Source organism: Ruegeria sp. YTSC002 (genome assembly GCF_059609845.1).
Genome location: NZ_JBXWML010000004.1, coordinates 160,834 through 180,046, shown reverse-complemented (window position 1 = coordinate 180,046; position 19,213 = coordinate 160,834). Strand labels below are relative to the sequence as shown.

The window sequence follows — 19,213 nt, the reverse complement described above, 5'->3', positions numbered from 1 at the left end:
GTCTCTTTTTTCGTCGAACAGGTGCGGAATACACTGAAAATTTCAGCCGTGCCGCGCAAATTCTTGACTGATACCGAACCCGTGATAGCGTGAGTTTGACCATATGGTCAAATCAAGACACCAAAAGCGAGCCAAATCGCAAGCAAACAGGGAAGATGAACATGGCAGCTCCGGCGCAGAATCTCAGGATCAATGGCGACAGGTTGTGGGACAGCCTGATGGAGATGGCCAAGATCGGCCCGGGTGTTGCCGGTGGCAACAATCGCCAGACTCTGACGGATGAAGACGCGGAAGGCCGCGCCCTGTTCCAGAAGTGGTGCGAGGAAGCGGGGTGCACCATGGGGCTTGACCAGATGGGCAACATGTTCGCCCGCCGCGAAGGCACCGACCCGGACGCGCTGCCGGTTTACGTGGGATCGCATCTGGATACGCAGCCGACCGGCGGCAAATACGATGGTGTGCTGGGTGTTCTGGCAGGGCTGGAACTGATCCGGACGCTGAACGACCTGGGAATCAAGACGAAACATCCGATCGTCGCCACCAACTGGACGAATGAAGAAGGCACACGTTACGCACCGGCGATGCTGTCCTCGGGCGTGTTTGCAGGGATGCACACGCAAGACTGGGCATATAACCGCGAAGACGCTGAAGGCAAAAAGTTCGGGGACGAGTTGAACCGGATCGGCTGGCGAGGTGATGAAGAAGTTGGCGCCCGCAAGATGCATGCGTTCTTTGAACTGCATATCGAACAGGGGCCGATCCTTGAAGCCGAAGGCAAAGATATCGGCGTCGTCACTCATGGTCAGGGGCTGAGTTGGACGCAGATCACGGTAACGGGCAAGGATGCGCATACCGGATCGACACCGATGCCGATGCGCAAGAATGCCGGGCTGGCCATGGCGCGGATCCTGGAGAAGGTCGACGAGATCGCATGGTCTCATGCTCCGCATGCGGTGGGTGCGGCGGGGCATATCGATGTCTACCCGAACTCACGCAATGTGATCCCGGGCAAGGTGGTGTTTACGGTCGATTTCCGCTCGCCCGAGCTGGAGGTGATCACCGACATGGAAAACCGCCTGCGGGTGGCTGCCGAGGATATCGTTGACGAGATGGGCCTTCAGATCGAATTCGAGAAAGTCGGCGGGTTCGATCCGGTGAAATTTGACGATGCTTGCGTGTCGGCCGTGCGAAACGCAGCTGAACGGCTGGGCTATTCGCATACCGATATCATTTCGGGTGCGGGGCATGACGCCTGTTGGATCAACCGGGTTGCTCCGACCGCGATGGTCATGTGCCCTTGTGTTGACGGGCTGAGCCACAATGAGGCCGAGGAAATCAGCAAGGAATGGGCGGCAGCCGGTGCGGATGTTCTGCTGCATGCCGTGGTCGAGACCGCCGAAATCGTGGAATAGGGGGCGCTGCCCCCGTCGCCCCGAGGGCGACTCCCCCGGGATATTTTTGGCCAGATGAAGCAAGCGGCGCAGACCGCATCAGGGAGTTCAAAATGAGTACTGTCATCAAAAACGGAACCGTTGTCACCGCGGATTTGACTTACAAGGTGGACGTATTGGTCGAGGGTGGCGTGATCACCGAAATCGGTATGAACCTGACGGGGGACAAGGAACTGGACGCCACCGGCTGTTTTGTCATGCCGGGCGGGATTGACCCTCATACCCATCTCGAAATGCCGTTCATGGGCACCTATTCCAGCGATGACTTTGAAAGCGGGACGCGGGCGGCGCTGGCTGGTGGCACGACCATGGTTGTCGATTTTGCACTGCCCAACCCGGGTGAAAGCCTGCTGGATGCGCTGAAACGTTGGGACAACAAGTCGACACGGGCGAATTGTGACTATTCGTTCCATATGGCGGTGACCTGGTGGGGGGAACAGGTGTTCGACGACATCAAAACCGTGATCGAGACGCGCGGTATCAACACCTTCAAGCATTTCATGGCCTACAAGGGCGCGCTGATGGTGAATGATGATGAGCTGTTCGCCTCGTTCAAGCGACTTGCCGAGCTTGGCGGTACCGCTCTGGTACATGCAGAGAACGGGGATGTGGTGGCAGAGCTGAGCGCCAAGCTGCTTGCCGAAGGGAACACCGGCCCCGAAGCACATGCGTATTCCCGCCCGCCGCAGGTGGAAGGCGAAGCCACCAACCGGGCAATCATGATCGCGGACATGGCGGGTGTGCCACTGTATGTTGTACACACCTCGTGTGAAGAGGCGCATGAAGCCATCCGCCGGGCAAAAATGCAGGGTAAGCGAGTATGGGGAGAGCCCCTGATCCAGCACCTGACATTGGACGAAAGTGAATATTTCAATCAGGATTGGGACCACGCGGCGCGACGGGTCATGAGCCCTCCGTTCCGCAATAAACAGCATCAGGACAGCCTGTGGAATGGCCTGCAATCGGGAACGCTGAGTGTGGTCGCCACCGATCACTGCGCCTTCACAACCGAACAGAAACGTTTTGGTGTTGGGGATTTCACCAAGATCCCGAACGGCACCGGCGGGCTGGAAGACCGGATGCCGATGCTGTGGACCCATGGGGTCAACACTGGACGCCTGACACCGAATGAATTCGTGGCCGTCACTTCAACAAACATTGCCAAGATATTGAATTGCTATCCTAAAAAGGGTGCAATTCTGGTCGGGGCGGATGCTGATCTTGTCGTTTGGGATCCTGAGAAGACCAAAACGATAAGTGCCGGTTCCCAGCAGTCCTCGATTGATTACAATGTGTTCGAAGGCAAAGAGGTCAAAGGTCTGCCACGCTTTACCCTGACACGGGGACAGGTGGCAGTGCATGACGGTGAAATCCGGACGCAGGAAGGTCATGGGGACTTTGTCGCGCGCGAGGCGAACACTACCGTCAACAAGGCGCTGAGCACCTGGAAAGAGCTGACGGCCCCAAGGCCCGTCGAGCGGACGGGAATTCCGGCGACCGGTGTTTGATCAGTCGGGGCGGCCTTGCAGGCGGCCCTGGCACCACTCTTCTCAAGGCAATAAAATGAACACTGAAAGCACGACCCAGCCCGTCATCGAGGCAAGGCAGCTGGACTTGACATTCCAGACCAATGATGGGCCAGTACAGGCGCTCAAGGACGTGAACCTGACAATTGAAAAGGGCGATTTTGTCAGTTTCATCGGGCCGTCCGGTTGTGGCAAAACCACCTTTCTACGCTGTATCGCAGCCCTTGAGACACCTACGGGCGGGACGCTGACCGTCAATGGCATGACGCCTGATGAGGCGCGTCGAAACCGGGCGTATGGGTATGTTTTCCAGGCGGCGGGCCTTTATCCTTGGCGCACAATTGCCAAGAATATAAAACTGCCTCTTGAGATAATGGGATTCACCGCTGTCGAACAGGATGAGCAGGTGAAGAGGGTGTTGGAACTCGTTGATCTGGAAGGGTTTGGCGGAAAGTTTCCCTGGCAGTTGTCGGGCGGGATGCAGCAGAGGGCCAGTATCGCGCGGGCCCTTGCGTTTGACGCGGATATCCTGCTGATGGACGAGCCGTTCGGGGCGCTGGATGAGATCGTGCGGGACCACCTGAACGAGCAGCTTCTTGAGCTCTGGGCGCGGACGGAAAAGACGATCGGATTCGTGACACACTCCATTCCCGAGGCGGTTTACCTGAGCACCAAGATCGTGGTGATGAGCCCGCGGCCCGGGCGGATTGCAGATGTGATTGACAGCCCGCTGCCCAAGGAACGGCCGCTGGATATCCGTGATACTCCGGAATTCATTGAGGTCGCGCATCGCGTCCGAGAAGGTTTGCGGGGTGGGCATTCCAATGACGACTAACCTGAATGCGGATAAAATCCGGCGCGCGGCACCAGGCGATGTGCCAGCCTGTGCCTGGGTTGTTCATGACTGGGTCACGCAAACAGACTGGATGCCCGACGAACTGCCGGTCGATGAACTGGCAAAACTGATCAGCGACGCATTCGACGACCGTGAAATGTGGGTCGCAGGTGATCCGGTCGATTGCTACATGTCAGTGGACCCGACACAGAACAAAATCGGCGCGCTGTATTGCAGCCGGACGGGACAGGGTATCGGCAAGCGCCTTGTCGACAAGGCAAAAGAGGGCCGGGATTTTCTCTGGCTGACGACGCATCGGCCCAATACGGCGGCGCAACGCTTTTATCGCCGTGAAGGGTTTGAAGTGACGGCCGAGGAACCTCCTGTGCCACCGGATACCGTTCCGGTCTTCAGAATGGAGTGGCGTGCATGAAGCAGGTCATCGCCGTATTCACAGTCATCGCCGCAATTGTTCTGTTCTGGTACGTGGCCTGTATTCCGATGAACATAAAGGGCGTGTTGACCGAACAGGAACGTGCTGGGGCCGTCGTACAGCCGCCATCCGCAAAGGACCGGCGTGACATGTCCGAGGTTGGTCTTGTTTTGAACAACACATTCGCCATCCCGGCCACATGGGAACAGGACCGGCCTCGACTGCCGGCCCCGCATCAGGTCGCCATCGAGATGTGGGAAACGACGTTCCAGAAAAAGATCACCTCGAAACGGTCACTGATCTATCACGGCTGGGTCACGCTGAGTGCAACGATGCTTGGGTTTGCGATTGGCACCGGGCTGGGGATCCTTCTGGCCGTGGGTATCGTGCATAGCCGTGTGATGGACCTGTCGGTCATGCCATGGGCCATTGTCAGTCAAACCATTCCGATCATCGCGCTGGCGCCGATGATCATTGTGGTGCTGTATTCCGTTGGTATTCAAGGGATCATTCCCAAGGCGATCATATCGGCCTATCTGAGTTTCTTTCCGGTTGTCGTCGGCATGGTCAAAGGATTGCGCAGTCCTGATGCGATGCAGCTGGATTTGTTGCGGACGTATAACGCCAGCCGGTCTCAGGGTTTCTGGAAACTGCGCCTGCCGGCATCCATGCCGTATCTGTTCACCTCGCTGAAAATCGGGATCGCTGCGTCGCTGGTCGGTGCCATTGTTGGTGAGCTTCCGACAGGGGCTGTTGCCGGTCTGGGCGCGCGGTTGCTTGCTGGCAGCTATTACGGTCAGACGGTACAGATCTGGTCGGCCCTGTTCGCGGCTGCCATTCTGGCGGCGTGCCTGGTCGGGCTGCTGGGGCTGATTGAACGGGCCGTACTGAAACGAATGGGGATGGCGCAATGATACTGGTTTTCTGTGCTGTCCTGCTTTGGCTCTTTGGCTGGTGGTTGAACAGCCGGTTGGCCAGCGGGCCTTACGCCGACACCCGAATGGTGCGGCTTCTGGCCCCGCTGATCTTTGGCCTGACGGTCATCGGGATCTGGGAACTTCTGGTGCGCGGGCTTGAGGTTCCACTGGTCATCCTGCCTGCGCCATCGGTGATTGCGGTGCGGTTTGCGGACAGCCTTCCGATCCTGTGGGCTGACTTTGTGCAGACCATCATCAAGGGCGCGCTCAGCGGCTATGTCATCGGGTGCATTGCCGCCTTTCTGATGGCGATTGCCGTGGACCGCTGGGATTTCCTGCGCCTGGGCCTGTTGCCGGTCGGCAATTTCGTGGCCGCCCTGCCGATTGTCGGAACCGCCCCCATCCTGGTGATGTGGTTCGGGTTCGACTGGCACTCCAAGGCGGCGGTGGTGGTTGTGATGGTATTCTTTCCGATGCTCGTGAACACCGTGGCCGGGCTACGTGAAGCGACCTCGATGCAACGCGATCTGATGGAGACCTATGCCGCAACCTATTGGCAGAGCTTTTTGAAGCTGCGACTGCCTGCGGCGATGCCCTTCATTTTCAACGGACTGAAGATTTCCACCACTTTGGCGCTGATCGGCGCTATCGTGGCCGAGTTCTTCGGCTCGCCGACACTTGGTATGGGGTTCCGGATCTCTACCAGTGTCGGGCAACTGTCGTTGGACATGGTCTGGGCCGAAATCGTTGTTGCGGCACTCGCAGGTACAGCCTTTTATGGGCTGGTGGCGGGGATCGAAAAAGTGGTGACCTTCTGGCACCCGTCACAGCGCGGATAAAACAAAGAAATCAACAGACCCCGAAATTGGGGCACAACAAGCAACGAGGAGAAATGAAGATGAACAAGCTACTCAGCGGGGCGGTTGCCGCCTTTGGTCTGGCAGCCAGTGCGGCGCTGGCGGCGGATGAGGTGACATTGCAACTGAAATGGGTCACGCAAGCACAATTCGCGGGCTATTACGTTGCCAAAGACAAGGGCTTTTATGAAGAAGAGGGGCTGGACGTCACCATTCTGCCCGGCGGGCCTGACATCGCGCCGACGCAGGTGATTGCAGGCGGTGGCGCCGATGTCACCGTCGAATGGATGCCCGCCGCGCTTGCTGCCCGTGAAAAAGGGCTGCCGCTGGTGAACATCGCGCAACCTTTCAAAAGTTCTGGCATGATGCTGACCTGCTGGAAAGACGCCGGGATATCGTCGCCCGAGGACCTCAAGAACCGCACGCTGGGTGTCTGGTTCTTTGGCAACGAGTTTCCCTTCATGAGCTGGATGAGCCAGTTGGGCATCAGCACCGATGGCAAAAGCGAAAACGGCGTGGAAGTTCTGAAACAGGGCTTCAACGTCGACCCGTTGCTTCAGCGTCAGGCGGATTGCATCAGCACCATGACCTACAATGAATACTGGCAGGTCATCGATGCCGGTGTCAGCCCGGATGAGCTGGTGACCTTCAAATACGAAGACCAGGGCGTGGCGACGCTGGAAGACGGTCTTTACGTTCTGGAAGAGAACCTAAGCGATGCGGCTTTCGTCGACAAGATGGAGCGGTTCGTTCGCGCGTCGATGAAGGGTTGGAAATATGCCGAGGAGAACCCGGACGAAGCGGCGGAAATCGTTCTGGAAAACGATGCAACCGGTGCTCAGACGGAAGAGCACCAAAAGCGTATGATGGGTGAGATCGCCAAGTTGACCGCAGGGTCGAACGGCGCGCTGGACCCGGCTGATTTCGACCGCACCGTCAACACATTGCTGGCAGGCGGGTCTGATCCGGTTATCACCAAAACGCCTGAAGGGGCCTGGACGCATCAGATCACTGATGCAGCATTGAACTGACGCACGCCGTCAATTCGAAAAATTCCAGCGCGGTCCCAATCGGGGCCGCGTTTTTCATTTTGAATGCCGGATTTGTGTCTGTACTCGATTTGAAAACAGAGTAGTATTTACCTGTAAATGAGCGCATTTCGCACGGAATGCCGAAAAAGTGGAAAAAAATGCAGGGATTTGCATCAGAATTCAGCTCTGCAATCGCGCTGATCTTTGAGGGAGACTCAGAGCTGTGGGCGATTGTGCTGTTGTCCCTGAAAGTATCCGTGTTTGCGGTTCTGATTTCCGCCCTGATCGGCATGCCCGTCGGTGCCGCTCTGGCTGTGGCGAGGTTTCCGGGGCGGCGGATGCTGATCGTTCTGATGAATGCCTTGATGGGGTTCCCGCCCGTGGTCGTGGGGCTGCTGGTCTATCTGATGCTGTCCCGCTCCGGCCCGTTGGGTGTGCTCGAACTTTTGTATACCCCGACGGCCATGATCATTGCTCAGGTCGTGTTGGTCACTCCCATTATCGCGGCATTGACCCGGCAGGTGGTCGAAATGCTGGCCGAGGAATACTCCGAGCAGCTGCGATCACTGGGCGTGTCACGGCTGGCATCGGTCCCTGTGCTGCTGTGGGATGCACGGCTGGCATTGGTCACGGCCTTGCTTGCGGGGTTCGGGCGCGCCATTGCCGAGGTGGGCGCGGTGATCATCGTGGGCGGCAACATCAACCATGTGACGCGCGTGATGACCACGACGATCGCGTTGGAAACCTCGAAAGGAAATCTGGCGCTGGCACTGGCCTTGGGGGCAATCCTGATCGGGATCGCGGTGGCCGTGAACGCGATGGTCAGCGCGGTCAGCCTGCGGGCCGAACAGGAGGGGGTGCGTCATGCGTGACCTGCTCTGCGACATGGTGAATTGCCTGAAGGTCGAGAACCTGCAAATCCGCAGTAATGGCAAGGCGTTGTTGGAGGTCTCGTCATTGGATCTGGATGGGCCGGGACCAACCTTGATTCTTGGCCCCAACGGTGCAGGCAAAAGCCTGTTGCTGCGCTGTCTGCACGGGCTGATCACGCCGGATCGGGGGCGGGTCGTCCAGGATGGAAAACCGCTTGGCGCGGCACAGAAAGCCCGCCAGGCCATGGTATTTCAGAAACCGGTTCTGCTGCGTCGATCGGTTGCGGCAAACCTTGACTTCGTTCTCAAGCGTCAAGGCATGGGGCGAAGGGCCCGAAAGGTCCGTATCGCCGAATTGCTGACCGAAGGAGGGCTGGACGGCAAGGCCAGACAACCCGCCCGGTCATTGTCCGGAGGGGAGGCGCAGCGATTGGCGATTCTACGGGCGCTGGCGCTGGACCCCGAGACTTTGTTTCTGGACGAGCCCACCAGCGCACTGGATCCAAGCGCGACCCAGATGATTGAACGAATGATATTGCGGGCGTCGGCTCGGGCTGTGCGGATCGTGATGGTGACGCATGATATCGGTCAGGCACGCCGTTTGGCCTCGGACGTGGTCATGATGCAGGGCGGACATGTCGTGGAACACGGTACGGCAAAACAGGTTTTGGATTCTCCCGAAAGTGATGCGTCGCGCCGCTATTTGGCAGGCGGATTGGTTACCTGAAACAGAGAAATCGGAGAGTGTGATGTTCCGGAAACCAATTCGGGCAGCGGCGGTGGCTTTGGGCCTGTTGACCAGCGCGGTTTCGGCGGAAGAGCCGTTTATTGTGGTGCAGTCGACAACGTCAACGCAGAACTCGGGACTGTTGGAATACATCCTGCCGTGGTTCGAAGCCGAATCAGGTATCGATGTCCGTGTCGTGGCGGTTGGAACCGGTCAGGCCATTCGCAACGCCATCAACGGGGACGGGGATGTTCTTTTGGTTCACTCCAAACCGGCCGAGGAGAAATTCGTTGCTGACGGTTGGGGCGTGGAGCGGAAGGATCTGATGTACAATGATTTCGTTCTGGTCGGCCCCAAGTCTGACCCTGCCGGAATTCGCGGCGGCGCCGATGTTTTGGCCGCGCTCTCAAAAATCGCCGAGGCGGAAGCGCCGTTTGCATCACGCGGTGACGACAGCGGAACGCACAAGGCCGAACTGGGCTATTGGTCCGCGGCCGGGCTGGACCCTGCCGACGCCTCGGGTACGTGGTATCGAGAAACCGGATCTGGCATGGGGGCGACCCTCAATGTGGCCGGTGGAATGGATGCCTATACGCTGACGGATCGGGCCACGTGGTTGTCTTTTGGAAACCGGGGAAACCTTGACGTTCTGGTCGAAGGGGATCCGCGCCTGTTCAATCAATACGGCGTGATCCTCGTGAATCCCGACAAGCACGCGCATGTGCGGGCGGCAGCCGGCCAACGTTTCATCGACTGGCTGACGGGGCCGGACGGGCAGGAGGCGATCGCGTCGTTCAGGCTGGACGGGCAGCAGGTGTTCTTTCCGAACGCCGACTAAGCCGGCCTGTGACGGGCGTATCCTGACAAGGTAAAAGGCGGGCGAGGGGTCATCCGCTGGCACCGTTGTGGTGTATCGTGCCCAGGCCCGACAGGTCGTAGCCACCGAATTCACGGGCCCTTTGGGCAAATTGATCCGAGCGCAGCAGAGTTATCAGTTTTTGCATTGGCGGATCAAAATATGACCTGCGCCAAACCGCCAGATCCAGCCTTTCGGAATGGGTGGGGACGAAACCCAGGTTGTAAAGCCCTGCCAAAGCACCCAGCCCGAAGCCGGCCTCGGCCTTTTCGCCGTGAAGGGCGATGGCCAGTTCTTCCTCGGTGCGCGCGCAGCCGGGGGTTACGTCCAGATCGTCTCGGCTCATGCCATGGGCTTCCAGCTGGCTATCGAAGAGGTGTTGGCTGGCCGCACTGTCCTGACGCATGATCACGCGGCGCGATTTGAGATCCTTGAACGTTTTGATATCCGATATGCCCGGGGCAAGAAGCAGCCCGCGCTTGCGCCGGGCGACTTCGTACAGCACCACCGGCCCTTCGCCCAAGGCGTCCCGCAGGGATTTTTCGTTGAACCCTCCGTCTTCGTGGATGTGCAACACAGCCGCCTGTGCGCTGCGTTCGCTCAGCCGTGTCAGCCCGTCAAAGGAGCCGTCGTAATAGGTGGCAAGCCCCGATCCGCTTTCACGCAGCGCCCAATCCAGCAGGGGATCGTGGCTGCCGGCAACAATCTGTGGCAGGGGCGGTTCGGCGACCTGCGGACCGGATCGCGACGCGTTGAGCCAGGCAATGATTTCGGCCCGCGGGAACAGCAGCTTGCCCATGGCGCGTACACAGGGCACCTCGCCCGAGGCGGCAAGATCATAGGCTTTGCGCTCGCCGATGCGCAGCAGATCGGCCAGTTCGCGGGTGGTTAGGTAGTGCGACATTCAGTCGAGGCGCACGGCAGAGCCGGACGTGGCATCGGCGGCGGTGAACCCGATCCGATCCAGCACGGCAGGGGCTGCCACGGCAATGACGACCATTGCGGCGACCGCGGCAAGAAAGGCTTTCATGGTCTCCTCCAGTTCAGTTCCGGGCGCTTGTTGCGCGGCGCAGAAAAGCAATAAGATCCTGACGATCCTGAGCTTGTGTAATTCGCTGCATCGGCATCTTGGACCCTGGAATGTAATGGTCAGGCCCTTCGTCGAAAAGAGCATTTATTGTTACGTCATTCCAAATGATATCAGAGCCTTGCAGCGTATCCGAGTACAAATATCCCGGTAACGTGCCCGCGCGTCTGCCGAAAACCCCGTGCAAGGAGGGACCTGCGCGGCGTTGGCTGTCGGGTGTCAGGCTGTGACAGATCGAGCATTTCCGCGCGAACTGACGCTCACCATTGTCCATCTCGTCGGGGTTTTGCAGAAAACTCGGCTCGGCAGAAGCCATCTGTTGCCGGTCGGACAAGGTGGTGACTGGCCAACTGTACATGGCCTCGTCAATTCCGCCCGCATGGATGTTTTCACCATCGACCGAAAAGGCCAGGGCCCAGACTGGCCCCCGCAACGTTGCGCGAAAGTCCTGCGCGATGCGCCAGTCCGAGGTATCGATGACCATGATATAGCCTTCACCGTCGCCCACGGCCAGAAACCGACGATCCGGGCTGAGCGCCAAGGCAAGGATCGGGCGACGATCCAGAGTGAAATCGCGTTCTTCACCGGTGGAAAGGTCCAGTATTCGGGTCACTCCGTCAACGGCACCGTAAGCGATCCAGTTGTCCTGTTCATTCAGGACCAGTTCGTTGATGCCGAACCCGTGTTCGATGAGCCGGGTGATCTCTTGTCCACTCCTTACGTCCCAAATGCGCAGCGATCCATCCATGCCCGCTGAATAAAGCTGTGTGCCGTCTGAAGAAAACACCACGGCGTTCACACCGCTTCCGGTCGGCCCAAGAGTTGTGGGGGCGGTTCCGTTCACGGGCCAAACCCCAATCGTTCCGTCCCAACTGGCGGTTGCGACGTGGGTCTTGGACGCTGCCAGACCCACGATCTTGCCCTGATGTCGCCCAACCACGTCGCCGCCGGGCCACTTGCGCAGAGTGAAGTCATCTCCGGCGGAATAGATGGCCGTGCCATTGAAGGCAACGGCGTTCACGGCGGCTTCGTGACCTTCCAGCCATTCGGGGGTCCGATCAGCCCAGAGCCCGACGGAATTGTCGAAACTGGCTGTTGCGATCCGCCCGTCCGGGGCTGTGGCGATCCCCATGATTGGGCCGCCGTGTCCCTTGAGCGTGAAGAATTCGGCCATGGCGGGCAGCGGGATCAGCGCCAGGGCCAGAACCAGCCCCCGCATCTATTCAGCGGGCGAGGTGGCGGTCTTGCCAGCCTCTTTTTCCTGAACTTCCTCCAGCCACAAAGAGTGGTGTTCACGGGCCCATTGTTCTTCGACCTCGCCGGTGCCCATGGCGTCAAAGGCGCCCTCCATTCCGACCGAGCCGAGATAGATATGCGCCACGATGATCGCAATGAACACATAGGCCACCATCACGTGCCAGACTTGGGCATATTGCATTTCTTCCTGCGGCGACATCTGCACCGGCAGGTTCAGGCCCATCATTTGCGGAATACCGGTCGAATTGGCGATCTGGAAGGTTTTGGCAAACAAGGGCATCTCGAACGGGAACAGCAGCGACAGACCCGACAGGCTGATCGAGACGCCCAGCAGGATGCAGGCCCAGAATATGATTTTTTGTCCGGCGTTGAACTTCTTTGCCGGTGGGTGGCTGTTTTTGGTGAACAACCCGCCACCCGCGGCCAGCCATTTCAGATCGACGCGGTTGGGGATGTTGTGGGCAATCCAGTTTACCGTGACGATGATCAGCCCAAGCATGAAAGCCCAGGCCAGATTGTTGTGCAACCACTTGCAGCCCTGCGCGATGGTTGCAAACCCCTCTTTCCCGAAAACCGGGATCAGGTAGTCGCGGCCATAAAGCGTCAGCAGGCCCGTGACGCCAAGGATCAGGAATGACCCGGCAAACAGCCAGTGGCCGAAGCGCTCGAACCCGTTGAAACGCGTGACCGTGCGTCCGGTTTTCTCGCCGTCGATGCGAATCTTGCCGCGGATCAGGAAAAACAACAGGATAATGCCCAGCATCCCGGCAATGACATAGGTGCCGTACTCGCGCAGCGGTCCGGTGCGGAAGGTCAGCCACCACATGCCGCCATCCTGAATCAGCACGCTGTCTGCCGGACCATGAGAAGACACCGTCACATCAGCCGAGCCATAGCGCAAAGCGCGATACACGTCACTGTCCGAGGCCACACCGCGCGTGCCAAGCTGCCCCAGCAACCCCTCGGCATTGCCCTGACCTGTGTTCTCGGAACGATAGCTGTTGTCGACGGTTTCACCACGCTGCCGGGCGAGAATGTCTTCCAGGGTTGTTGCTCCACCGGTCGAGGTGCGCTCATCTGCCGTGGGTTCAGAGGTCTCTTGCGCCCATGCGGCTCCGGTCAGAAAAATCGAAACCAGCAGATACTGGATCAGACGCATAGGGGTATCCTCCTGTGCAATTTCATATCAGCGGTCAAACCCGCCAATTTGCTGGTGAAAGACGGCGCCGACCGGTGCGAGCGCTTCGCGAAGATCATCCTTGGCCGGACCATACACGTCCAACCCCACTGGCGTCAGAAGGGCCAGAAACCGTTCAGCAAAATTGGCACCGAAGTTTTGCATATGTATCATGGCATCTTCGGAACTGGCGTAGCGTTCGAAGATATGGACGGCCGAACCGGTCATGTGCCATTCATAGCTTCTGGCGCCGGTCTCTTGCTGCGTGGCCGTGACCATTTCTGCCATAAGCGCTTCGAACTCATCCTTTTTATCCAGATCAAGGTCAAGCTTCAGCAGCCAGTAAACATCATTGGTCATGCGTGCCTCTCAAATATGTTTGGTGTGACGTTTCAGGAAACGGATCCCCGATCACATCACCTGAAAAGCCCCCCGCAAAGGGCGGGAGGCTGTTTTTTCAAGGCCGGACTTCAGCCGTCTTTCTGGTCGTAGGCCGTGCCCCAACCCCAGGCGCCCGAACCGAAACCGCGCGCCACGACGCGTTCGCGGTAAACTGCGGAAACCACGTCGCCGTCTCCGGCGAGCAGGGCCTTGGTGGAACACATCTCGGCGCAGATGGGCAGCTTGCCCTCGGCGATCCGGTTGCGACCGTATTTGGCGAACTCTGCGGTCGAGTGCGTTTCCTCGGGGCCGCCGGCGCAGAAGGTACATTTGTCCATCTTGCCACGCGATCCGAAGTTGCCAGCCTGCGGATATTGCGGCGCACCGAACGGGCACGCGTAGAAGCAATAGCCGCAGCCAATGCACAGGTCCTTGGAGTGCAGCACGACCCCTTCTTCGTTCTGATAGAAGCAGTCGACCGGGCACACCGCCATGCAGGGCGCGTCTGAGCAATGCATGCAGGCGACCGAGATCGAGCGTTCGCCCGGGTTGCCGTCATTGATCGTCACCACCCGGCGGCGGTTGATGCCCCACGGCACCTCGTGTTCGTTCTTGCACGCGGTTACGCAGGCGTTGCACTCGATGCAGCGTTCAGCGTCGCAGAGAAACTTTGCTCTAGCCATTTGTCGTCCTCCTTACGCTGCCCAGATCTTGCAGAGAGTCGCCTTGGTCTCCTGCATCTGGGTCACTGAATCATAGCCATAGGTCTGGGCGGTGTTGGTGCTTTCACCCAGCACATAGGGGTCTGCACCAGCGGGGTATTTCTCCCTCAGGTCCTCGCCCTGGAAATGGCCGCCGAAGTGGAACGGCATGAAGGCCACGCCGGCACCGACCCTGTTGGTCAGCATTGCCATCACCTTGACCTTTCCGCCCTCGGGACCTTCGACCCAGACCTGTGATCCGTCCCGAATGCCAAGGTTGTTGGCGTCGCGCGGATTGATCTCGACGAACATGTCCTGCTGAAGCTCCGCCAGCCACGGGTTCGACCGGGTTTCATCACCGCCGCCTTCATACTCGACCAGACGACCTGACGTCAGGATTATCGGGTAATCCTTTGAAAAGTCGTTCTTTTGAATCGATGCGTAAAGGGTGGGCAGGCGATAGGCCTGACGGTCCTCGTAGGTCGGATAGTCGGCCACCAGATCGCGCCGGTTCGTATAGAGCGGTTCGCGATGCAGCGGAATCGGATCCGGGAAGGTCCAGACAACCGCGCGGGCCTTGGCGTTCCCGAAGGGCGCACAGCCATGTGCGATCGCGACCCGCTGGATACCGCCGGACAGGTCGGTTTTCCAGTTGGTCTTTGGCCCCGCCACGGCGTCGATGGCCGCGCGTTCCTCGGCCGTCAGATCACCGTCCCAGCCAAGATCCATCAGCATCTGCATCGTAAATTCAGGGTATCCATCCTGAATTTCCGATCCAACGCTATAGACCCCTTCGGCCAGCAGGTTGTCGCCGTCGCGCTCCACACCGAAACGGGCACGGAAGGTCAGGCCGCCTTCGGCCACCGGTTTGGACATGTCATAGAGGTTTGGTGTCCCCGTATGGCCCATTTCCGGTGTGCCCCAGCACGGCCACGGCAGACCGTAGTATTCGCCGTCGTTTGGTCCACCAATGGCTTGCAACGTGGTTCTGTCGAACGTGTGCTGGTTGGCCATATGGCTTTTCAGACGTTCCGGCGACTGACCGGTATAGCCGATGGTCCAGAGGCCCGCGTTGAACTCGCGCGTGATGCTTTCAACATTCGGGGTTTCGGGGTCTTCCATCTCGATATTGCGGAAGAACCGATCCGCCCAGCCGAACTTGTTGGCGAACTTGGCCATGATGACCTCGTCCGGCAGACTTTCGAACAGCGGGTCAACCACCTTGTCACGCCATTGCAGCGAACGGTTCGACGCCGTGACCGAGCCACGCGTTTCGAACTGCGTACAGGCCGGCAGCAGGTAAACGCCATCGGTGCGGTCATGCAGAACGGCAGAAACGGTGGGATACGGGTCGATCACGACCAGCATGTCCAGCTTCTCCATCGCCGTCTTCATTTCCGTCATCCGGGTCTGCGAGTTGGGCGCGTGGCCCCACAGAACCATGGCGCGGACATTGTTGTCCTGATCCATGTTCGCCGGGTCTTCCAGAACACCGTCGATCCAGCGGGAAACCGGGATGCCGCGCTCGTTCTGCAACGGCTTGTCCTTGCCGTCCTTGTCCTTGATCGTGGCGAATTGACCGGCCAGCCACTCCGGGTCTTCTCCCCAGACGCGGGCCCAGTGACCCCATGCGCCTGCGGACAGGCCATAATAGCCGGGCAGGGTGTGGGACAGAACACCAAGGTCGGTTGCGCCCTGAACGTTGTCATGGCCGCGGAAGATGTTGGTGCCTCCGCCCGAGGTTCCCATGTTGCCCAAAGCAAGCTGAAGTACGCAATAGGCGCGGGTGTTGTTGTTGCCGTTGGTGTGCTGGGTGCCGCCCATGCACCAGACAACCGTACCCGGACGGTTGTTGGCCATCGTGCGGGCAACACGCTTCAACTGCGACCCCGGAGTACCGGTGACGCGTTCCACCTCGTCCGGATTCCACTTGGCAACTTCTTCGCGGATCTGATCCATGCCCCAGACGCGGGTGCGGATGAACTCTTTGTCTTCCCAACCGTTGTCGAAGATGTGCCAGAGGATACCCCAGATCAGCGCAACATCTGTGCCGGGGCGGAAACGGACATATTCATCCGCATGCGCCGCAGTGCGTGTAAAGCGCGGGTCGCAAACGATCAGCGGTGCGTTGTTCTGCTCTTTTGCGCGCAGAATATGCAGCAGCGAGACGGGATGCGCCTCGGCCGGGTTGCCGCCGATGATGAAGATCGCCTTGCTGTTGTGCATGTCGTTGTAGCTGTTGGTCATGGCACCGTAGCCCCATGTATTCGCAACACCCGCAACGGTGGTCGAGTGGCAGATACGGGCCTGATGGTCCACGTTGTTCGTGCCCCAATAGGCCGCGAACTTGCGGAACAGATAGGCCTGTTCGTTGTTGTGCTTGGCGGAACCCAACCAGTATACGCTGTCTGGCCCGGATTCTTCGCGGATGCTCATCATGCCGTCGCCGATCTCGTTGATCGCCTCTTCCCAGCTGATGCGCTTCCACTCTCCGCCTTCCTTTTTCATCGGATATTTCAGGCGGCGTTCGCCATGGGCGTGCTCGCGAACCGATGCCCCTTTGGCGCAGTGTGCACCCAGGTTGAACGGGCTGTCCCAACCGGGTTCCTGCCCGATCCAGACCCCATTCTGAACTTCGGCAACGACCGTACAGCCGACCGAGCAATGCGTGCAGACGGATTTGATATTTTCAACGGCTTGGTTTGCCGCTGTCTGGGCACTGGCTGGTGTCACGGTTCCACCCGTGGCGCTGATCGCGGCGAGGCCGCCGATCGTCAGGCCCGAGCCACGCAGAAATGCGCGGCGATCGACGGTTTTCTCGCCGACCTGGGACAGGATACTTGTCCGCTGGGGGCGTCTCGCAACCCCGTTGGTCTTTTTCCTAAGCATTTGTTTCCTCCCTTGCGCGCCGTGTATGCCACGGCTGGCTTGGTACTGCTGAAGCCGACGTCGGGGCCAATCGCAACCGTCAGTCGGGTGTGAAAACGTCCGATCCTAGAACCGGGTGCTCTCGATGTAGGCGCGCGTATGCGCGGTATCCTGAATGCGGGTATCGTCTGTCGGCAGTTCGGCCGCTTCGGCTTTCCCGGTCAGGCTGGCGGCGGCAACGGCAGCTGGTGCTGCGGTTCCGGCCAGTTTGAGGAAGTCGCGGCGTGTGGCGCCTTCTTCCTTGGTCTTGCTCATGGGCTCCTCCTGTCCCAATTGCGGTTTGGTGCCCACAGGGCACCGGCGATGTGCGGGCTACCCCGCCGTCATCCGGAACGCTTCGCGCTCGATCTCCATGAACACCCGACCGGCGGTGCCGACGGATGCATAGAGAACCGAGTTCTCGGCAGCTTCCAAATCCGAATAGAAATGTGCGGCCCAGGGGCCGATATGTTTGCTCCAGAACGCTTTCTGGTCACCAAGGGATGCCGGGCTGCCAAAACGCCCAACGATCATGCCTGCCATCATCTCCATCAATGAGGCGATGTTGTCCTCGGGCTCAAACACGTTCTGGGCGCGTGTGATCCCACGCACCGCCATGTCATTGCGCAGCTGCGCCAGTGGTTTCTCGTTCAGGAAGCCCGTGAGGTAGAAGCTGGCATAGGGCAGCAATTCGCCCCGACCCAAACCGATGAACAATGCATTGAATTCCCGTTCCGCGGCGGCGGGCTTGGTGACCTTTGCAACCCGCGCCATGGCTTGGATGGCCTGACCAAGATCAGTGTCATCCCCGCTGAGGCCCGCCATTTGATCCAGCAGCATCTGGTTGGGCGGGCCGGCCAGAAGCAAGCCCAGAAAGTTGTAGAAATCCGCGCGCAGGCGATCCTCGGCTGAAACGTCCAGAGCGTGCGCGTCACTTGCGGTCATTCGGTCATCCTTCAAATTCAAATGTCATTCGACGTGGCACCGGGGGAAGGTCGACTTCTTCCGGCTCTTCCGCCCGAGCGACTGAAACCGGCTCGGGAACGGGATCGGGTTCGACCGGCGCGGCCTCGGGTTCAGCGCGCGTACCGGCTTCGTCTTCGGGTGCATCATCTTTGGCCTCTTCCGCGTCGGCCGCCAGTGCTTCGATATGTGCCAACATACCTTTTCCAACCTGATAGGCGGTTTGCATGTTTTCGATCACGCAGGCCGCATCGGTATAGTCCTCGCCGTAATCAACCAGCCCGTCGACATTGGCCAGAACCGGGTTCAGCCGCCACAGCCGACGCAGGGCGCGGCGACGCAGGCGATCGGGCACGGCCTTGGCCATGAAGCCCGAAACATCGTCACCGGGTTGCAAGGTCTCTGGGTCGGGAAGGTTGAACTCGGCCAGAATCTCGGCGTCATTCTTTCCTTCCAGCTCCGCTTGCCGTTCTGCGATTACCTGTTCTTCAAGGGCCAGCGCTTCGGCTTTGGCTTCGGCCTGAACGGCGGCCTTTCGGCGAGACCAGAAACCATCGGGCCGGGTCATTGCAGCGCCTTTCTCGGGGCGCGGTACACGTCCGACGTCTGCCGGATGCGCGCGTCACCCTTGCCGTCTTCAACCAGATCTGTCCGCTTCTTGTCGCGGCGGCGCTTGACGAACACTTCGTGCTGATGATGTTTCAGAGCGAAATCGCGAACCCAGGCAATCAACCCTTCGGTCATCGGGATTTTCTCGACAATTTCTTCGCCGGTATCCGCATAGTCCTGCCCCTCGAACGGAGAGGCGGTGATCAGCACTGCATTCAGGGGTGTTTCGCCCTTCAGTTCGTCCCGCAGCACAAGGTACAGCGAAGGCTGACCATCCGACAGGTTGACCATGTAGGCTTCGGTTTCATCTGCCCAGAGCGTCAGGGGCAGGGTGGCCGCGTGATACTCGACCGCATCGCCTTCGCGGCGCAACTCCTGCCAGTCGGCCGGCCCCGCGCCGGGTAAAAGGGCCACGGCACGCCAGTTCCACCGGGCCCAACGTGTGACCCCGGGTGTCTTGCGCACGATGACGCCAACCGGCATTTCACTTTGGCTTGCGGCCTTGGCCACTGGCTCCTCCCCGAAAGGCTCTCACGTGCCTTTCCACGTCCACTATGGTACACAAACCGGCTTTGTGCCAAGCCTATGCTCTACGACTTTGGTCGTAGTCCAAGGTAGCAACTGCG

At 59.4% G+C, this 19,213-nt stretch carries 21 protein-coding genes; 10 read left to right on the top strand and 11 right to left on the bottom strand.

The window, feature by feature from the left end; all coding sequences use genetic code 11:
• The first annotated feature begins 161 nt into the window (after positions 1-161).
• The 10 genes from AC2FFD_RS10460 to AC2FFD_RS10415 all read left to right on the top strand — a co-directional run bounded on the left by AC2FFD_RS10460 (position 162) and on the right by AC2FFD_RS10415 (position 9,487).
• Positions 162-1,412 carry a Zn-dependent hydrolase gene (locus AC2FFD_RS10460; protein ID WP_170344675.1) on the top strand — a complete coding sequence of 417 codons (1,251 nt, stop codon included), beginning with the start codon at positions 162-164 and terminating at the stop codon, positions 1,410-1,412.
• A gap of 92 nt (positions 1,413-1,504) precedes the next feature.
• On the top strand, positions 1,505-2,959 hold the full coding sequence (gene hydA / locus AC2FFD_RS10455) for a dihydropyrimidinase (RefSeq protein WP_496873016.1): 1,455 nt from the start codon (positions 1,505-1,507) through the stop codon (positions 2,957-2,959).
• 55 nt (positions 2,960-3,014) lie between these two features.
• Positions 3,015-3,812 (top strand): ABC transporter ATP-binding protein, encoded by a 798-nt coding sequence (locus tag AC2FFD_RS10450; protein ID WP_496873015.1) that lies wholly within the window; start codon positions 3,015-3,017, stop codon positions 3,810-3,812.
• Positions 3,802-4,245, top strand: coding sequence for a GNAT family N-acetyltransferase (locus AC2FFD_RS10445; protein ID WP_496873014.1), 444 nt, complete (start codon positions 3,802-3,804; stop codon positions 4,243-4,245). Before AC2FFD_RS10450 ends, AC2FFD_RS10445 begins: the two co-directional genes overlap by 11 nt.
• Positions 4,242-5,159, top strand: coding sequence for an ABC transporter permease (locus AC2FFD_RS10440; RefSeq protein ID WP_425078099.1), 918 nt, complete (start codon positions 4,242-4,244; stop codon positions 5,157-5,159). Before AC2FFD_RS10445 ends, AC2FFD_RS10440 begins: the two co-directional genes overlap by 4 nt.
• Complete coding sequence (locus AC2FFD_RS10435; protein WP_171168553.1) at positions 5,156-6,001, top strand: ABC transporter permease; 846 nt, start codon at positions 5,156-5,158, stop codon at positions 5,999-6,001. The genes AC2FFD_RS10440 and AC2FFD_RS10435 overlap by 4 nt, the downstream gene beginning before the upstream one ends.
• A 59-nt stretch (positions 6,002-6,060) precedes the next feature.
• Positions 6,061-7,050 (top strand): ABC transporter substrate-binding protein, encoded by a 990-nt coding sequence (locus tag AC2FFD_RS10430; RefSeq protein WP_170344669.1) that lies wholly within the window; start codon positions 6,061-6,063, stop codon positions 7,048-7,050.
• Positions 7,051-7,208: 158 nt separating this feature from the next.
• Positions 7,209-7,922 carry an ABC transporter permease gene (locus AC2FFD_RS10425; RefSeq protein ID WP_257600543.1) on the top strand — a complete coding sequence of 238 codons (714 nt, stop codon included), beginning with the start codon at positions 7,209-7,211 and terminating at the stop codon, positions 7,920-7,922.
• A complete protein-coding gene (locus AC2FFD_RS10420; RefSeq protein ID WP_496873013.1) occupies positions 7,915-8,649 on the top strand; it encodes an ATP-binding cassette domain-containing protein in 735 nt (244 codons plus the stop codon). Before AC2FFD_RS10425 ends, AC2FFD_RS10420 begins: the two co-directional genes overlap by 8 nt.
• A gap of 22 nt (positions 8,650-8,671) precedes the next feature.
• Positions 8,672-9,487, top strand: a complete 816-nt coding sequence (locus AC2FFD_RS10415) for an ABC transporter substrate-binding protein (protein WP_496873012.1) — start codon at positions 8,672-8,674, stop codon at positions 9,485-9,487.
• Between the two features lie 49 nt (positions 9,488-9,536).
• Here AC2FFD_RS10415 and AC2FFD_RS10410 read toward each other — a convergent pair whose 3' ends face one another.
• From AC2FFD_RS10410 to AC2FFD_RS10360, 11 genes are all read right to left on the bottom strand, one after another.
• Positions 9,537-10,409, bottom strand: a complete 873-nt coding sequence (locus AC2FFD_RS10410; protein WP_171725235.1) for a substrate-binding domain-containing protein — start codon at positions 10,407-10,409, stop codon at positions 9,537-9,539.
• The gene (locus AC2FFD_RS10405; protein WP_256367494.1) at positions 10,410-10,535 is read right to left on the bottom strand and encodes a hypothetical protein; all 126 of its coding nucleotides are present in this window, start codon (positions 10,533-10,535) and stop codon (positions 10,410-10,412) included.
• A 13-nt stretch (positions 10,536-10,548) separates the two neighbouring features.
• Complete coding sequence (locus tag AC2FFD_RS10400; protein WP_496873011.1) at positions 10,549-11,811, bottom strand: c-type cytochrome; 1,263 nt, start codon at positions 11,809-11,811, stop codon at positions 10,549-10,551.
• On the bottom strand, positions 11,812-13,008 hold the full coding sequence (locus tag AC2FFD_RS10395; RefSeq protein WP_170344663.1) for a formate dehydrogenase subunit gamma: 1,197 nt from the start codon (positions 13,006-13,008) through the stop codon (positions 11,812-11,814).
• A gap of 27 nt (positions 13,009-13,035) precedes the next feature.
• Complete coding sequence (locus AC2FFD_RS10390; RefSeq protein WP_496873010.1) at positions 13,036-13,386, bottom strand: putative quinol monooxygenase; 351 nt, start codon at positions 13,384-13,386, stop codon at positions 13,036-13,038.
• A 110-nt stretch (positions 13,387-13,496) separates the two neighbouring features.
• Entirely contained in the window at positions 13,497-14,090 is a 594-nt protein-coding gene (gene fdh3B, locus AC2FFD_RS10385) for a formate dehydrogenase FDH3 subunit beta (protein ID WP_010439472.1), read from the bottom strand.
• Between the two features lie 12 nt (positions 14,091-14,102).
• Positions 14,103-16,997, bottom strand: coding sequence for a formate dehydrogenase subunit alpha (locus AC2FFD_RS10380; RefSeq protein WP_496873009.1), 2,895 nt, complete (start codon positions 16,995-16,997; stop codon positions 14,103-14,105).
• A gap of 105 nt (positions 16,998-17,102) precedes the next feature.
• A complete protein-coding gene (locus tag AC2FFD_RS10375; RefSeq protein WP_117869254.1) occupies positions 17,103-17,291 on the bottom strand; it encodes a ubiquinol-cytochrome c reductase iron-sulfur subunit N-terminal domain-containing protein in 189 nt (62 codons plus the stop codon).
• A gap of 57 nt (positions 17,292-17,348) precedes the next feature.
• Positions 17,349-17,960, bottom strand: a complete 612-nt coding sequence (locus AC2FFD_RS10370) for a TorD/DmsD family molecular chaperone (protein WP_496873008.1) — start codon at positions 17,958-17,960, stop codon at positions 17,349-17,351.
• Between the two features lie 4 nt (positions 17,961-17,964).
• Positions 17,965-18,546 (bottom strand): DUF3306 domain-containing protein, encoded by a 582-nt coding sequence (locus tag AC2FFD_RS10365; RefSeq protein WP_496873007.1) that lies wholly within the window; start codon positions 18,544-18,546, stop codon positions 17,965-17,967.
• Positions 18,543-19,097, bottom strand: a complete 555-nt coding sequence (locus tag AC2FFD_RS10360) for a DUF3305 domain-containing protein (protein ID WP_257600552.1) — start codon at positions 19,095-19,097, stop codon at positions 18,543-18,545. Before AC2FFD_RS10360 ends, AC2FFD_RS10365 begins: the two co-directional genes overlap by 4 nt.
• Between the last annotated feature and the right edge of the window lie 116 nt (positions 19,098-19,213).

Coding starts and splice junctions, on each gene's coding strand:
- AC2FFD_RS10460 (WP_170344675.1), top strand. CDS start 162: ATGGCAGCTCCGGCGCAGAATCTCAGGATCAATGGCGACAGGTTGTGG.
- hydA (WP_496873016.1), top strand. CDS start 1,505: ATGAGTACTGTCATCAAAAACGGAACCGTTGTCACCGCGGATTTGACT.
- AC2FFD_RS10450 (WP_496873015.1), top strand. CDS start 3,015: ATGAACACTGAAAGCACGACCCAGCCCGTCATCGAGGCAAGGCAGCTG.
- AC2FFD_RS10445 (WP_496873014.1), top strand. CDS start 3,802: ATGACGACTAACCTGAATGCGGATAAAATCCGGCGCGCGGCACCAGGC.
- AC2FFD_RS10440 (WP_425078099.1), top strand. CDS start 4,242: ATGAAGCAGGTCATCGCCGTATTCACAGTCATCGCCGCAATTGTTCTG.
- AC2FFD_RS10435 (WP_171168553.1), top strand. CDS start 5,156: ATGATACTGGTTTTCTGTGCTGTCCTGCTTTGGCTCTTTGGCTGGTGG.
- AC2FFD_RS10430 (WP_170344669.1), top strand. CDS start 6,061: ATGAACAAGCTACTCAGCGGGGCGGTTGCCGCCTTTGGTCTGGCAGCC.
- AC2FFD_RS10425 (WP_257600543.1), top strand. CDS start 7,209: ATGCAGGGATTTGCATCAGAATTCAGCTCTGCAATCGCGCTGATCTTT.
- AC2FFD_RS10420 (WP_496873013.1), top strand. CDS start 7,915: ATGCGTGACCTGCTCTGCGACATGGTGAATTGCCTGAAGGTCGAGAAC.
- AC2FFD_RS10415 (WP_496873012.1), top strand. CDS start 8,672: ATGTTCCGGAAACCAATTCGGGCAGCGGCGGTGGCTTTGGGCCTGTTG.
- AC2FFD_RS10410 (WP_171725235.1), bottom strand. CDS start 10,409: ATGTCGCACTACCTAACCACCCGCGAACTGGCCGATCTGCTGCGCATC.
- AC2FFD_RS10405 (WP_256367494.1), bottom strand. CDS start 10,535: ATGAAAGCCTTTCTTGCCGCGGTCGCCGCAATGGTCGTCATTGCCGTG.
- AC2FFD_RS10400 (WP_496873011.1), bottom strand. CDS start 11,811: ATGCGGGGGCTGGTTCTGGCCCTGGCGCTGATCCCGCTGCCCGCCATG.
- AC2FFD_RS10395 (WP_170344663.1), bottom strand. CDS start 13,008: ATGCGTCTGATCCAGTATCTGCTGGTTTCGATTTTTCTGACCGGAGCC.
- AC2FFD_RS10390 (WP_496873010.1), bottom strand. CDS start 13,386: ATGACCAATGATGTTTACTGGCTGCTGAAGCTTGACCTTGATCTGGAT.
- fdh3B (WP_010439472.1), bottom strand. CDS start 14,090: ATGGCTAGAGCAAAGTTTCTCTGCGACGCTGAACGCTGCATCGAGTGC.
- AC2FFD_RS10380 (WP_496873009.1), bottom strand. CDS start 16,997: ATGCTTAGGAAAAAGACCAACGGGGTTGCGAGACGCCCCCAGCGGACA.
- AC2FFD_RS10375 (WP_117869254.1), bottom strand. CDS start 17,291: ATGAGCAAGACCAAGGAAGAAGGCGCCACACGCCGCGACTTCCTCAAA.
- AC2FFD_RS10370 (WP_496873008.1), bottom strand. CDS start 17,960: ATGACCGCAAGTGACGCGCACGCTCTGGACGTTTCAGCCGAGGATCGC.
- AC2FFD_RS10365 (WP_496873007.1), bottom strand. CDS start 18,546: ATGACCCGGCCCGATGGTTTCTGGTCTCGCCGAAAGGCCGCCGTTCAG.